Source organism: Amycolatopsis balhimycina FH 1894, assembly GCF_000384295.1.
Lineage (GTDB): Bacteria > Actinomycetota > Actinomycetes > Mycobacteriales > Pseudonocardiaceae > Amycolatopsis > Amycolatopsis balhimycina.
In genome coordinates this window covers 6,945,538-6,959,232 of record NZ_KB913037.1, presented here as the reverse complement: position 1 = coordinate 6,959,232, position 13,695 = coordinate 6,945,538, and the positions used below count along the sequence as shown (strand labels likewise).

Below are 13,695 nucleotides of genomic sequence, written 5' to 3'. Positions count from 1 at the left end.
ACCCTGGTCCTCGAAGTGGGCTGTCACACCTTTGACGGCCATCGTCCGGTCAGCCGGACGCCCAGCATCGCGAGCGCGACCAAGGCCATCGTGAGCAGGGCCATCGCCGGCGAGGGGTCGAGAACCGAACCGACCACACCGAGCAGGACACCGCCCAAGCCGATGAGCAGCGCTGAGCCCACCCAGTCCGCGAGCTGCATTGCCGAGGTGTTGAACCCGCGCTCACCTTCCGGCGAGTAGCGGAGCAGCAGGACGGAGATCGCGGGCATCGCGATGCCCATGCCGGCACCGCCCATGGCGCAGGCCACGAACGCCGGCCAGCCGGGGAACCACGGTTGCGACACCAGGCCGAAGCCGGCGAGACCGACCGCGACCAGCCAGAACCCGGTGCGCAGGGATGCCTCCCTTGACCAGCTGAGGTAGCGGCCTTGCGCTGCCGAGGCCGCGGACCAGCCCAAGGCCGTGATCGTCAGCGGCAGGCCGGCAAGAGCCGGGCTGTAGCCGTGGACCGCGCTCATCGTCAGAGGCAAGTACGCCTCCATCCCCGCGTAAGCCCCGGCAATCAGGGCGCGAGCGGCTACGACCGTCGGCAGGCCGGGGCGGGAGGTCAACGTCCCGACCGGCAGCAGCGTCCGCAGGGCGTACCCCAGGGCCACGAGCCCCACCGTGCCGTAGCCGAGAGCCAGGAGCGACTGGTGCTGGGCCGCCCAGGTCAATGCCGCGACTCCCAGCGCGACGATGATCGCTTGGGGGACGCTCGCGCGGCGACCGCCCGTGGCTGGCGTGTGAGCCGGCAAGCGCCGGACGACCACGACCAGCATGATCACGCCGACCACCACCAGCGGGACCAGGCCGAGGAAGACCCAACGCCAGCCGGCACTGACAGTCACGACTCCGGCGACCGAAGGCCCGATGACCGCGGGCAGGACCCAGGCGGCGGCGTTCGCGGCGTAGATCACCGGGCGTTCGTGGTCGGTGAACGTCAGTGCGATCAGGAGCGAGACCGAAACCAGGAGCAGCCCGGAGCCGAAGCCCTGCAGTGCGCGGCCGAAGAGGAAGACCGGCATTCCACCCGCCGTCCCGGCGACGATCAGACCAGCCGCGAACAGCGCTGGTCCCGTGAGCAATGCCGGCGCAGGGCCGCGGCGGTCGCCGATCCGGCCGGACAGCACCGTCGCGACCACACTCGAAATCAGAAAGATCGTGAACGGCCACGAATAGAGTGACAGTCCGTGGAGGTCGGCGACCAGGGTCGGCATCGCCGTCGCGACGCCCATGTTCTCGAACGCGACCAACGTGACCACGAGCAGCAGCGCGACCGTGGTCAGCCGGTGTTCCGGACTCCAGAGCACACTTCGGCGACGAGGTGCCGAGTCGATCGTCGATGCCATGATCAGCAGCCTGCACTCTCCAGCACAGTGGAGGTCAAGCTGGTCAGGCCGAGCGGCGCGCCACCGGCTCGAGTGGCAGGTCGCGGACCAGCGCGGCGGCCTCGCCGCATGAGCTGACGTCCAGCTTGTCCAGGATGTTGCGGACGTGGAACTTGACCGTATGCTCGCTGAGCTGCAGATGTTCGGCGATCTGCCGGTTGCGCAGGCCTTGGGCGATGCCTGACAGGACCTCGAGCTCGCGCGGGTTGAGCCGGTCGAGAGGACGCAGCTCCGGCGGTTCGGCCACGCCGAGCGGGAGGACGGCGGTGATCGTCGTGCCCCAGCCGGGGACCGCGTCGACCTCCCAGTGGCCGCCGAGCGTCGTGAGCCGGTCGGTCAGGCCTCTGGCCGGGATCGCGTCGGCGACCTCGGGGCTGTCGTCGCGGACCGTGATCCGCAGGACCGATCCGTCCAGCCGCCAGGAGGCCCGCAGTCGCGTGGTCGCCGGACGGCCCACGGCGGCGAGCACGAGGCCGCGAGTCAGGGTCCGCGCGGTGTGCGCGATGTCCTGCGGCAGGGACGCGTCGCCGACCGGGTCGACGAGGTCGACGTCGACCTCGGTGTGCCGTACCAGGTCCGCGAGCTGGGTCTTGAGTACTGCGAAGGCCGCCTCCGCCTGTTCTGAGGACACGGCGTGGTCGCGGTCGACGACACCTTTGAGGTCGAGCAGCGCGCCGGCGGCGAGGTCGACCGCGGTACGGCGGGCGCCGACGTCGGAGAGCCGTCCGGAGCGCAGCACAGCCAGGATCGTGGCCAGGGTCGTCGCGTGAGCCTGGCCGAGGTCGGTGATCACCTGGGCTCGCGCCGAAGCCGCGGCGAGGCTCCCGGCCAGGATGTCCGGGCTCGGGTCCGTCGCGCGCCGGCCGGCGTCCGTGCTGAGGATGTGCCACAGCTGAGCGGCCAGCTCCAGCTCGGCCGACGGCGGCTCCGCGTCCTCGGGCACCACCGCGAGCACGGCGCCCCTGCCGACGACCGGCGCCGACGCCAGCAGGACGAGACGGCGCTCGACGCCGCCGAGCACGCCGTCCACCACCAGAGCCTTGCCCGGCTCGCTGCGGTCGCCCAGGTGCTGGAGCTCGATGCTCGTCACGGCGCGGGCGATCGCCTCGTCCCCGACGACCTTGAGCGGGCTGCGGGGGCAGTCCCCTGTCTGCATCGCGGCAGCGCGGTGCGGGATCAGCTTTCCCAGCTCGGCGGAGAACCGGCTGAGCAGCTGGGGCCGCGGCGCCGACAGCGTCCGCTCGACGACGTCCAGCACGTGTCGCGGATCCGACCAGGAAGCGTCCATGGCGTCCAACGTAGGCGGGTCCACGATCCGGCGGCCTGCTCGTCCGGCTAGTGAACACTGCTCGTCCGGGCGGTTCGGCGGGGCCGCCGGGCGAGTTGACTCGCCGGGGAGGACATTCGACCATGCAAGTCCCCCACGAAGGAGCGCAGAGAAATCATGCGAGCGATCACCTTCTCCGCTTACGGCGGACCGGACGTCCTGCAGCTGTCCGAGGTGCCGGTCCCGGAGCCCGGCCCCGGGCAGGTGCGGCTGAGCGTCCGGGTCGCCGGGGTGAACCCGATCGACTGGAAGATCCGCAGCGGCGCCATGCAGCAGAACCTCCAGGCCCCCTTCCAGCAAATCCCCGGTCTGGAGGTCGCCGGGGTCGTCGACGCCGTCGGTGAGGGCGCGGACTTCGCCGTGGGCGACGACGTGTTCGGCTGGTCCGAAACCGGCGCCTACGCCGAGTACGCGTTGGCGAAGACGGTCGCGCCGAAGCCGGCGGCCCTTTCCTGGGCGGACGCGGCGGCGGTGCCGGTCGCCGGAGAGACGGCGCTTCGCGCTCTCGGACTACTCGGTGTCCGCGAGGGCGAAACGCTGCTGATCCACGGCGCCAGCGGCACCGTGGGCCGGTTCGCCGCTCAACTCGCCGTCGCGCGGGGCCTGACCGTCATCGGCACCGGCGGGAGCCGGAGCCTCAACGACCTGAAGTCGCTGGGCGTCGTTCCCGTGCTCTACGGCGACGGCTGGCTGGAGCGCGTCCGCGAGGTCGTGTCCGGGCCGGTCGACGCCGTTTTCGACGCCGCCGGCCGCGGTGTGCTGCCGGCGTCGGTCGAGCTGCGGGGCACGAAGGACCGGATCATCACCATCGCCGACGGCGCCGCTTTCGAGCTGGGCATCCCGTTCACCAGCATGGGTGAGCAGACGCGCGAAGTGCTGACCGAAATCGCCGGCTGGGTCACCGAGCGCGGGGTCCGCGTCGCGCAGGGCAGGAGCTATCCGCTCGCCGAGGCGGCCGCGGCGCAGGTCGAAAGCGAGGGTGGGCACCCCGGCGGGAAGCTGACGATCGCCGTCGGCTGAGCGTCGCGGATGTCCGCGGGACGCGGGCCGCTGCGCCGTTCAGTCTGGGCGAGCGCAGCGGGTTGCGTGCACTTTCTTCGGCTGGTTGATCTGAGGCCGAGCGGTCTTGGTGGCTCCTCGAAGGGCTGACCGGCACCGAACGCTCTCGGGCGGGCAGCTGCCCGAACACGTCGTGACCACGTCGAACAGCTCGACTCGCTCGGTAGACGTTCGGCAAGGCCTCGGCTGAACGGGACCCGACCCCCCGCCCGGAGAGCAAGCCGAAGTCAACCCGGGCCTGTCGCCGGATCGCGGCGACAGGGCCCGGATCACTTCGCGGGAGGCGAAGCCAGTGGCGCCTTCTGCCCTCGTGGGGCCCGGCGTCGTTGCTGGACCGGGATCTGCACCGTGCCCAGTGCGGAGTGGACGGCCGCTTCGGCGAGGGCAGCCAGTTCGCGGCGGTTCTCCGCGCGGCCCGGGGCGATCTCCGGGCAGACGTGGATCTCCAGCACCAGGCCGCGCAAAGCCGCGACCCGGCGCAGCGAAGCGATCAACGACTCCGGGCCGATGAACGCCGGACGGCTGGTCTCGCGGCCGTCGGCGAGGCGATACCTCAGTGCGATCGGGCGTACGGGGACGCCGCCGTCGATGGCCGCCTGGAACGTCGCCGTCGTGAAGCGGCCAGACGCCAAGCCGCACCACGTGGTGCCCTCCGGCGTCACGCTCACCAGCGAACCCGTGCGCAGCGCCGCAGCCAGCTCGGCCATCGTGGCGGGCAGCGTCGTCAGACGCTCCCGGTCCAGGAAGATGCTGCCGCCGCGGCGGACCAGGCCGCCCAGCACCGGCCAGCCCGCGATCTCCTTCTTGGCCAGCGCGCGCATCGGGCGGAGCGCGTTGATCGCCACGATGTCCAGCCACGAGATGTGGTTGTTGACCACCAGGGCACCACGGCCGGCCGGGGCGGTCAGGAAATCGGCGCCACCCCGGATGTCCAGCCGGACGCCGAACGCGCGCAGGGCGCCGCGGAAGATCAGCCGGAGCAGCCGCTCCCGGCCCGGCGTCACCAGCAGCAACGGCGTCGACAGCAGCGCCGCGAGAACGGCGAAGACCGCCGCTGTGAAACGCAGGATCCTGCGTGGGAGGCCGACAACCGGGTCGTCGGCGGTGAGGCAGCCGTCGCCGCACGGCGAGGACGGCATCCAGGCGTGGCTCATAGCTGGACCCCGAGGAAGAACCTCAGGTACCGCTCGTCGACGTTGTGCAGGTCCAGCACGACGAAGAAGTCCGCGACGCCGAAGTCGGCGTCGAGCGCCGGCGGCCCGTAGGCCTTGGCGCCGAGCCGGACATAGCCCTTGATCAGCGGCGGCAAGGTGGCCCGTGCCGGACGCTCGATGCCGGACGACTCCCAGGGGATCAGGGGCGAGACGCGGGTGGCCTCGTCCGAATAGTGCTTGGTGCGCAGGACGTCCCACACACCGGCGGCGAAGGAGCCGCCTTCCACCAGGGGGACGGAGGCGCAGCCGGCGAGGTAGCGGTGGCCGGAGAGCAGCATGTAGCGGGCGATACCGGCCCAGACCAGGCTGACGACAGCGCCGCTGCGGTGGTCCGGGTGCACGCACGACCGGCCGGTTTCGACCAGGGACGGCCGGAGCCCATCCAAAGCGCTCAGGTCGAATTCGCTGTCGGCGTACAGCTTCCCGGCCTGGGCGGCGCGCTCCGGTGGCAGCATCCGGTAGCAGCCGACGATGTCGCCGGTGTTGTCGTCGCGGACCACCAGGTGATCGCAGAACTCGTCGAACTCGTCGACGTCGAGACCGGCGATCGGCGAGTGCAGCCGCGCGCCCATCTCCTCGGCGAAAACCCGGTGACGCAGTTTTTGCGCGGCGACCACTTCTTCGTTCGCGTGGGCGACGAGAAGGGAGTACCGGGGAGCGTCCGCGGCGAGCTCGGCACCCGCCTGATCAGTGCTGACGAGGAGCTGTGACGTCGTCATGGTCAAGGTTTACCTGCGCGGAGGAAGCCGCGGAGAGTGCCATCCGATGACCGATTAGTGCACGTTCAGTTAATTGCGGGTTCTCAGGCTCCTCTCAGGTCCGGAGAACGCACGAAGGGCCTTCCGGGAGGTCCCGGAAGGCCCTTCTGAAGGCTGGGAATCAGCCCTTGCGCTTCGCGACCGCTTCGGTCAGCTGCGGCGCGACGTTGAACAGGTCGCCGACGATGCCGAAGTCGGCGATCTCGAAGATCGGCGCCTCCGCGTCCTTGTTGACGGCGATGATCGTCTTCGACGTCTGCATGCCGGCGCGGTGCTGGATCGCCCCGGAGATGCCGAGCGCGATGTACAGCTGCGGCGACACGGTCTTGCCGGTCTGGCCCACCTGGAACTGCGCCGGGTAGTAGCCGGAGTCGACGGCGGCGCGCGAGGCGCCGACGGCCGCGCCGAGCGAGTCGGCCAGCTTCTCGACGACGTCGAACTTCTCCGCCGAACCCACGCCGCGGCCACCGGAGACCACGATCGAGGCCTCGGTCAGCTCGGGACGGTCACCGCCGGTGACCGGCTCGACGCCGGTGATGCGCGTCGCCTTCGCCGCGTCGACGGCGGGGAGCTCGACGGTCTCCTCGGCCGCCGCGCCCTCGGCAGGCTCGGCCTCGACCGCGCCCGGGCGGATGGAGACGACCGGCGCGCCCTTCGCGGACTTGGACTTGACCGAGAACGCGCCACCGAAGATGGACTGGTCGATGATGCCGTCGCTGTTGACGCCCACGGCGTCGTAGATCAGGCCGGAGCCCAGGCGCACGGCCAGGCGGGCCGCCACCTCCTTGCCCTCGCCGCTGGCGGTGACCAGGACGGCGGCCGGGGACGCCTGCTGCGCCAGCGCGGCGAGCACGTCGACCTTGGGCGTGACCAGGTAGTTCGCGGCGTCGTCGCCTTCCGCGACATACACCTTGGCGGCGCCGTGCGAGGCCAGCGCCTGCTTCGCCTTGGCGGCGGTGCCGGTCGGGCCGACGACGACGGCCGACGGCTCACCGAGCGCGCGGGCGGCGGTCAGCAGCTCGAGCGTGACCTTCTTGACCTCACCGTCGACGTGGTCGACGAGGACGAGTACTTCAGCCATGGTTCTAACTTCCTCCTCGAAGAGCCGTTGTCAGATGAGCTTCTGGCCGACCAGGTACTCGGCGACCTTGGTGCCGCCGTCGCCCTCGTCTTCGACCTTCTCGCCGGCGGTGCGCGGCGGCTTGGGCGAGGATTCGGTCACGGTCGACCACGCGTTGGCGAGGCCGACCTCGCCCGCGTCGATGCCCAGGTCGGCGATGGTGAACGTCTCGACCGGCTTCTTCTTCGCGGCCATGATGCCCTTGAACGACGGGTAGCGCGGCTCGTTGATCTTCTCGCCGACGCTCACCACCGCGGGCAGGGTCGCCTCGAGACGGGTGAGGCCGTCCTCGGTCTCGCGGACGGCCTTGATGGTCGTGCCCTCGACCGTGACCTCGCGCGCGTAGGTGACCTGCGGCAGTCCGAGCAGTTCGGCGAGGATCGCCGGGATGGCGCCGCCGCGGCCGTCGGAGGACTCGTTGCCGGCGATGATCAGGTCGAAGCCTTCGACCTTCGAGATCGCGGCGGCGAGCACCTTGGCGGTGGCGATCGCGTCGGAGCCGTGCAGTGCCGCGTCGGACACGTGGATGGCCTTGTCGGCGCCCATGGACAGGGCCTTGCGGATGGCGTCGGTCGCGCGGTCCGGGCCGACCGAGATCACGGTGACCTCGCCCTCGCCGGCTTCCTTGATCTTCAGCGCCTCTTCGACGGCCTTCTCGTTGATCTCGTCGAGCACGGCGTCGGCGGATTCGCGGTCAAGGGTGTGGTCGGACCCGTTGAGCTTCCGCTCCGAGTAGGTGTCCGGTACCTGCTTGACCAGGACGACGATGTTGGTCATGGGTCTGCTTCGACCTCCCGGTTCGTGGCCCGCGGACGACCACGGGACAGTGCTCTACTGGCCGGTAGATTAGGGCCAATCGGGGCGCAGGACCCGTCGAGGTGACGCCATTCACCTGGATGAGCAATTTACCGGAACGATCGTCCCAGTAGTTGACCGGTTACCTCACCCGAAACACCGTTCGTCCGATCGGACCAACCACGGCCTACTACCGGTAGGTCGATAAGGGTTAGCCTCCGGCACCATGCCCGCGCGCATCGCCGTCATCACCGACTCGAGCTCCTGCCTTCCCGGCCCCGTCGCCGCCCGCTGGGCCATCGGGGTCGTCCAGATCCAGCTGAACCTGGGCAGCCACTTCGACGACGAAAACCGGTTCGACCGCGGCGAGGTGATCGACGCGATGAGAGCGGGGCAGACGATCACCACCGCGCCCCCGGACCCGGGGGCGTTCTTCTGGACCTACCAGGAAGCGGCGGCCTCGGGCGCGACCGCCATCGTCAGCATCCACATCTCCGGCCGCATGTCCGACACCGTCCGGGCGGCGCGGGAGGCCGCCCAGCAGGTCCGCATCCCGGTGCACATCCTGGACAGCCGCACCACCGGGATGAGCCTGGGCTTCGCCGCGGTGTCCGCGGCACGCGCGGCCGCGGCCGGCGCGGACGCCGGGCGCGTCATCGAAGCCGCCGAACGCCGGTGCACCACGAGCACCGAGTTCATCTACGTCGACACGCTGGAGTACCTCCGCCGGGGCGGCCGGATCGGCGCCGCGCAGGCGATGCTCGGCAGCGCGTTTTCGATCAAGCCGCTGCTCACGGTCAAGGACGGCGAGGTCGCGCCGCTGGCCCGCGTCCCCGGCACGCGGCGGGCGCTGGCCAAGATGGTGGACCTCGCGGTGAAGAAGTCCGGCGGTTTCCGCGCCGACATCGCCGTCACCCGGTTCGGCGCCAGCGACCACGACCTCGAGATCGGCAGGCAGATCGAACGCCGGGTGCCCGCCATGGCCGAGAGCATGGTCGTCGAAGCGAGCACGGTCATCGGTGCGCACCTCGGGCCCGGTTCGCTCGGCATCACGGTATCGCCGGTGGGCTGACCCGCCGTCCGGGAAGCAGCAGGAGCGCCAGCGGCAGCACTACTCCGAGCCCGGTCGACGCGACGATGAGGATCTGGTCGATCCGCTCGAAGTGCGAGACGTGGCCGAGGTGGTAGCCGAAGTGCGGCACGCCGAACAGCAGTGCCGAGACGGCGGCGAGCCGCGCGACCGCTGTGGTGCCGATCACGGCGGCTCCGATCAGCAGGGCCGCGAGCCCCAGGTTGAGGCCGCCGAAGTCGCGCAGAAGGTGCTCGTTGAACGCGCCGTCCATCGACACCCAGCCCGCGCGGAAGCCGGGAAAGTCCTGGTAGAACCCGGTGGGCGACACCAGTGGCCAAATTCCGACCACGGCCTCGACCAAGCCGAAGACGACGAGCAGTACGCGGGTGATGGTCCGTTGCATGACCACGGAACGAGACGGCGGGGCCGGGCGTGACACCCGCTAGGGTCGCGGAGGTGACCACCCCAGCCACCCGGGCCGAGGCGCTGCACCTGACCGGCGAACGAACCGTCCCCGGCATCGCCGAGGAGAACTATTGGTTCCGTCGTCACGAAGCCGCGTACGTCGCCCTGCTCCCCCACTGCGCAGACGCGACAGTGCTCGAGGCCGGCTGCGGCGAGGGCTACGGAGCCGGGCTCCTGGCCACCACGGCCCACCGGGTGCTCGCGCTGGACTACGACGTCCTGACCACCGAGCACGTCGCCCGCCGCTACCCCGAAATCGACGTCGCGCGAGCGAACCTCGCGTTCCTCCCGGTGCGGGACGGCGTGGTCGACGTCGTGGCCAACTTCCAGGTCATCGAGCATTTGTGGGATCAGGACGGCTTCCTGGCGGAGTGCCACCGGGTGCTGAAGCCGGGTGGCCGGCTTTTGGTCACGACGCCGAACCGGCTGACCTTCACCCCGGACAGCGACACGCCGCTGAACCCGTTCCACACCCGGGAGCTGGCGCCGTCGGAGCTGGCGGAGCTGCTCACCAACGCCGGCTTCGGCGTCGAGACCTTGCACGGGCTGCGCCACGGCGACGCCGTGCGTGCCCTCGACGAGCGGTACGGCGGTTCGATCATCGACGCCCAGCTCGACGTCGTCATGGGTGAGCTGCCCGGGCAGGCCGTCTGGCCGGCGGCGCTGCTCGCCGACGTCGCCGCGATCGAGGCCACGGGGTTCGAGATCCACGGCGACGACATCGACGCGAGCCTCGACCTGGTCGCCGTGGCGGTGCGCCGATGACGGACTACGAGGGGACGTTCTGCGCCGTCCTGCACAGCCACCTGCCGTGGCTGCCGCACCACGGCAGCTGGCCGGTCGGCGAGGAATGGCTCTACCAGGCGTGGGCGCATTCCTACCTGCCGATGGTCGACCTCCTCGAACGGTTCGCCGCCGAAGGCCGCCGTGACGTGCTGACGCTCGGCGTGACGCCGGTGCTCGCCGCGCAGCTCGACGACCCGTACAGCATCCGCGCCTTCCACGACTGGCTCGGCCACTGGCAGCTGCGCGCCCAGCACGCGTCGACGCTGTGGCGCGGTGACCCGATCCTGCGTGAGCTCGCCGCGGCCGAACACCGGACCGCGGTCCGCGCGGCCGAAGAACTCGGCACCCGGTGGCGGCACGGCTTCGCCCCCATCCTGCGGTCGTTGGTCGACAAATCGACGATCGAGCTGCTCAGTGGCCCGCTGGCGCACCCGTTCCAGCCGCTGCTCGACCCGCGGGTGCGCGAGTTCGCGCTGAACGCGGGGCTCGCCGACACAGCCCTGCGGCTCGGGTCACGGCCCGAGGGGATCTGGGCACCGGAATGCGGCTACGCGCCTGGCATGGAAAACGACTACGCGGCCGCCGGCGTGCGGCGGTTCCTGGTCGACGGCCCTTCGCTGCGCGGGGCGACCTGGGCCGCGCGGCCGGTCGGCGGCACCGACGTCCTCGCCTTCGGCCGGGATCTCGAGGTCACCTACCGGGTGTGGTCCCCGAAGGCCGGCTATCCCGGCCACGCCGCCTACCGCGACTTCCACACCTGGGCGCACGAGGTGGGGCTCAAGGCGTCGCGGGTCACCGGCAAGACGGTCGAGCCGCAGGACAAGGCGCCCTACGACCCGGCGCTCGCCGCGGACGTGCTGGGGCTGCACGTCAAGGACTTCGTCGAGACTGTCGTGACGCGGTTGCGTTCGTTGAAGGCGCAACACGGCCGCGAGGCGCTCGTGGTCGCCGCTTACGACACGGAACTGTTCGGGCACTGGTGGCACGAAGGACCGGCCTGGCTGGAAGGCGTGCTGCGCGCGCTGCCCGAAGCCGGAGTGCGGGTCACGACGTTGAAGGGCGCGATGGAAGCCGGCCACGTCGGCGAGCCGATCGATCTGCCTTCGTCGTCGTGGGGCTCCGGCAAGGACTGGCGTGTTTGGGACGGCGAGCAGGTCAAGGACATGGTCGACGCCAACGCGGCGTTGCAGGAGCGGCTCCTCGGCCTCGTCGCCGGATTGGACACCACGGCCCGGGACACCGTTGCCGACCAGGCCGTGGCCGAAGCGATGCTGGCGCTGGAGAGCGACTGGGCGTTTATGGTCACGAAGGACTCCGCCGCGGACTACGCGCGGCGCCGCGCCCAGGTGCACACCGAGCGGTTCGACGCGCTGGCCGGGCTGCTGCGCCGTGGCGACCGCGCGCGAGCCGAAGAGCTCGCCGCCGCCTACCGCGCCGACGACGGACCGTTCGGGCACCTCGACGCCCGGGCGCTGAAGCACGACTGAAAGGGGACACATCCTCATGGGGATCCACGAAATCCCGGTCAAGACGCTCGACGGGCAGGACAGCTCGCTGGGGTCGCTGGCCGGCCAGGCGCTGCTCGTGGTCAATGTCGCGTCGAAATGCGGCCTGACCCCGCAGTATTCCGGCCTCGAGCGGCTGCAGGAACGCTTCGGCGGCCAGGGCTTCTCCGTCGTCGGATTTCCGTGTAACCAGTTCGCCGGGCAGGAACCGGGCAGCGCGGAGGAGATCCAGACGTTCTGCTCGACGACCTACGGCGTCACGTTCCCGCTGTTTCAGAAGATCGACGTCAACGGCGAAGACCGGCACCCGCTCTACGCGGAGCTGACCAAGACGGCCGACGCCGACGGCGCCGCGGGCGACGTCCAGTGGAACTTCGAGAAGTTCCTCGTCGGCGCCGACGGCGAGGTCCTGGCGCGGTTCCGGCCGCGCACCGAGCCGGAGGACGAGATGGTCGTCAAGGCCATCGAAGCCGCGCTGCCGTCCTGACCGGGACCTGCGATTCGCCCGCGGAGAGACCGATTGCCGGGGCGGCTCGGACCGCCCCGGCGCGGTTCCGTCGACAGCCACTGACGACCGCCTGGTGATCAGCATCACATTCAGCCAGGATGTCCGTGGTGGGCCACCACGGGCCCGTCGACCTTTTCCGACTCGCGAGTAACCTCTGCGCATGCGTGTGCTGATGCTGTCCTGGGAGTACCCGCCAGTGGCCATCGGCGGCCTGGCCCGGCACGTGCACGCGCTCGCCACCCACCTGTCCCGACAGGGCCACGAGGTCGTGGTGCTCTGCCGGCACGCCGCGGGCACCGACGCCGGGACGCACCCGCGCACCGACCGCGTCGTCGAGGGCGTGCGGATCATCCGGGTCGCCGAGGACCCGATGCACGTGACCTTCGAACGCGACCTTGTCGCCTGGACACTGGCCATGGGGCACGCCATGATCCGCGCCGCGCAGGACCTGCTGCGCACCTGGCAGCCCGACGTCGTCCACGCGCACGACTGGCTCGTCGCGCATCCGGCCATCGCGATCGCCGAGGCCGCCCGGGTGCCGCTGATCGGCACGATCCACGCGACCGAGGCAGGGCGGCACTCCGGCTGGCTGTCGCACCCGCTGAACCAGCAGGTTCACTCGGTCGAGTGGTGGCTGGCGAACCGCGCCGACGCGCTGATCACCTGCTCGCAGGCCATGCGCCGGGAGGTCGCGCACCTCTTCGAGGTCGAGGCCGACGACGTCACCGTGATCCACAACGGCATCGAGGAACGCGGCTGGCAGGTGCCGGCCGCGGAGATCGCGCACGCCCGCGAGGTCTACAGCCCGGCCGGGGCTCCGCTGTTGCTCTATTTCGGACGACTCGAGTGGGAGAAGGGCGTGCAGGACCTGCTGGCCGCGCTCCCCCGCATCCGGCGCCGTCATCCCGGCACGCGCGTGGTCGTCGCCGGAAAAGGACGACACTTCGACGAGCTCGTCGAGCAGTCGCGGAAGCTGCGGGTGCGGCGCGCCGTCGACTTCGTCGGGCACCTGTCCGATCGCGATCTGCGGGCGGCGCTGGCCGCGGCCGACGCCGTGGTGCTGCCCAGCCGGTACGAGCCGTTCGGGATCGTCGCGCTGGAGGCCGCCGCGGCGAAGGCGCCCCTCGTGGCGTCGACGGCCGGTGGGCTCGGCGAGGTCGTGGTGCACGGCGAGACAGGCCTGGCATTCAGCCCCGGCGATGTCGCCGCGCTGGCCGACGCCGTGACGACGGTGCTCTCCGACGCGGACGCCGCGGCCGAGCGGGCGCGGGCCGCGCAGTCCCGGCTGGCCGCGGACTTCGACTGGGGCCGGATCGCCGAAGCGACCGCCGCGGTCTATCGGCGGACGAAGCCGGGCGAGCCGGTCGAACTGCCCCGGCCCAAGATCGCCACCGGCAACGCCTTCGAACCGGTCCCGGCCGAAATCCCGGAAGTGTAGGCGGACGCTCGCTCAGAAGTGGCAGGGCCGGACGCAGTCCGGACCGGCCGGGACGGTCGTGGTCGTGATTCCGTCCACGGCGAACGCTAGCGAAAACACGACGAAGAAGGTGGCGACGGCAGCTCTCAACCTGCTGGTCATGGGGACTCCTCGGGGAACGGCGGCGCGATCGGCGCCTCGCAGCGAGCATCCGCGCCGCCTCCCGGGGAAACAATAAG

Annotated in this window: 14 protein-coding genes; 6 read left to right on the top strand and 8 right to left on the bottom strand. The window is 70.9% G+C overall.

All coding sequences use genetic code 11. The features are described 5' to 3' along the window. Positions 1-23: 23 nt before the first annotated feature. Together A3CE_RS0131935 and A3CE_RS59385 are read right to left on the bottom strand one after the other, a co-directional pair. A complete protein-coding gene (locus tag A3CE_RS0131935; protein ID WP_026469077.1) occupies positions 24-1,391 on the bottom strand; it encodes an MFS transporter in 1,368 nt (455 codons plus the stop codon). A gap of 43 nt (positions 1,392-1,434) precedes the next feature. After that, the gene (locus A3CE_RS59385) at positions 1,435-2,718 is read right to left on the bottom strand and encodes a helix-turn-helix transcriptional regulator (RefSeq protein ID WP_020644174.1); all 1,284 of its coding nucleotides are present in this window, start codon (positions 2,716-2,718) and stop codon (positions 1,435-1,437) included. A gap of 156 nt (positions 2,719-2,874) precedes the next feature. On the opposite strand from A3CE_RS59385, the gene A3CE_RS0131925 reads away from it, so the two are divergent. Then, positions 2,875-3,777, top strand: coding sequence for an NADP-dependent oxidoreductase (locus tag A3CE_RS0131925; protein ID WP_020644173.1), 903 nt, complete (start codon positions 2,875-2,877; stop codon positions 3,775-3,777). A 308-nt stretch (positions 3,778-4,085) separates the two neighbouring features. On the opposite strand, the gene A3CE_RS0131920 is transcribed toward A3CE_RS0131925, so the two are convergent. From A3CE_RS0131920 to A3CE_RS0131905, 4 genes are all read right to left on the bottom strand, one after another. Then, entirely contained in the window at positions 4,086-4,970 is an 885-nt protein-coding gene (locus A3CE_RS0131920; protein WP_020644172.1) for a lysophospholipid acyltransferase family protein, read from the bottom strand. Next, positions 4,967-5,749 (bottom strand): GNAT family N-acetyltransferase, encoded by a 783-nt coding sequence (locus A3CE_RS0131915; protein ID WP_020644171.1) that lies wholly within the window; start codon positions 5,747-5,749, stop codon positions 4,967-4,969. The genes A3CE_RS0131920 and A3CE_RS0131915 overlap by 4 nt, the downstream gene beginning before the upstream one ends. 160 nt (positions 5,750-5,909) lie before the next feature. Then, positions 5,910-6,869 carry an electron transfer flavoprotein subunit alpha/FixB family protein gene (locus tag A3CE_RS0131910; RefSeq protein WP_020644170.1) on the bottom strand — a complete coding sequence of 320 codons (960 nt, stop codon included), beginning with the start codon at positions 6,867-6,869 and terminating at the stop codon, positions 5,910-5,912. Between the two features lie 30 nt (positions 6,870-6,899). Continuing rightward, positions 6,900-7,685: an electron transfer flavoprotein subunit beta/FixA family protein gene (locus A3CE_RS0131905; RefSeq protein WP_020644169.1), complete on the bottom strand. Its 786-nt coding sequence runs from the start codon at positions 7,683-7,685 to the stop codon at positions 6,900-6,902. A gap of 244 nt (positions 7,686-7,929) precedes the next feature. Between A3CE_RS0131905 and A3CE_RS0131900 the strand changes: the two genes are divergently transcribed. Then, on the top strand, positions 7,930-8,775 hold the full coding sequence (locus tag A3CE_RS0131900) for a DegV family protein (RefSeq protein ID WP_020644168.1): 846 nt from the start codon (positions 7,930-7,932) through the stop codon (positions 8,773-8,775). On the opposite strand, the gene A3CE_RS0131895 is transcribed toward A3CE_RS0131900, so the two are convergent. Next, positions 8,753-9,178: a hypothetical protein gene (locus A3CE_RS0131895; protein ID WP_020644167.1), complete on the bottom strand. Its 426-nt coding sequence runs from the start codon at positions 9,176-9,178 to the stop codon at positions 8,753-8,755. The two genes, A3CE_RS0131900 and A3CE_RS0131895, sit on opposite strands and share 23 nt — an antisense overlap. 53 nt (positions 9,179-9,231) lie before the next feature. Here A3CE_RS0131895 and A3CE_RS0131890 point away from each other — a divergent pair, with 53 nt between their 5' ends. From A3CE_RS0131890 to A3CE_RS0131875, 4 genes are all read left to right on the top strand, one after another. Next, positions 9,232-10,005, top strand: coding sequence for a class I SAM-dependent methyltransferase (locus A3CE_RS0131890; RefSeq protein ID WP_020644166.1), 774 nt, complete (start codon positions 9,232-9,234; stop codon positions 10,003-10,005). Continuing rightward, positions 10,002-11,513, top strand: coding sequence for a 1,4-alpha-glucan branching protein domain-containing protein (locus A3CE_RS0131885; protein WP_020644165.1), 1,512 nt, complete (start codon positions 10,002-10,004; stop codon positions 11,511-11,513). The genes A3CE_RS0131890 and A3CE_RS0131885 overlap by 4 nt, the downstream gene beginning before the upstream one ends. A gap of 16 nt (positions 11,514-11,529) precedes the next feature. After that, the gene (locus tag A3CE_RS0131880) at positions 11,530-12,018 is read left to right on the top strand and encodes a glutathione peroxidase (protein ID WP_020644164.1); all 489 of its coding nucleotides are present in this window, start codon (positions 11,530-11,532) and stop codon (positions 12,016-12,018) included. 181 nt (positions 12,019-12,199) lie between these two features. Next, positions 12,200-13,477, top strand: a complete 1,278-nt coding sequence (locus tag A3CE_RS0131875) for a glycosyltransferase family 4 protein (protein ID WP_020644163.1) — start codon at positions 12,200-12,202, stop codon at positions 13,475-13,477. Between the two features lie 12 nt (positions 13,478-13,489). Here A3CE_RS0131875 and A3CE_RS59380 read toward each other — a convergent pair whose 3' ends face one another. Beyond that, on the bottom strand, positions 13,490-13,618 hold the full coding sequence (locus tag A3CE_RS59380; RefSeq protein ID WP_020644162.1) for a hypothetical protein: 129 nt from the start codon (positions 13,616-13,618) through the stop codon (positions 13,490-13,492). Between the last annotated feature and the right edge of the window lie 77 nt (positions 13,619-13,695).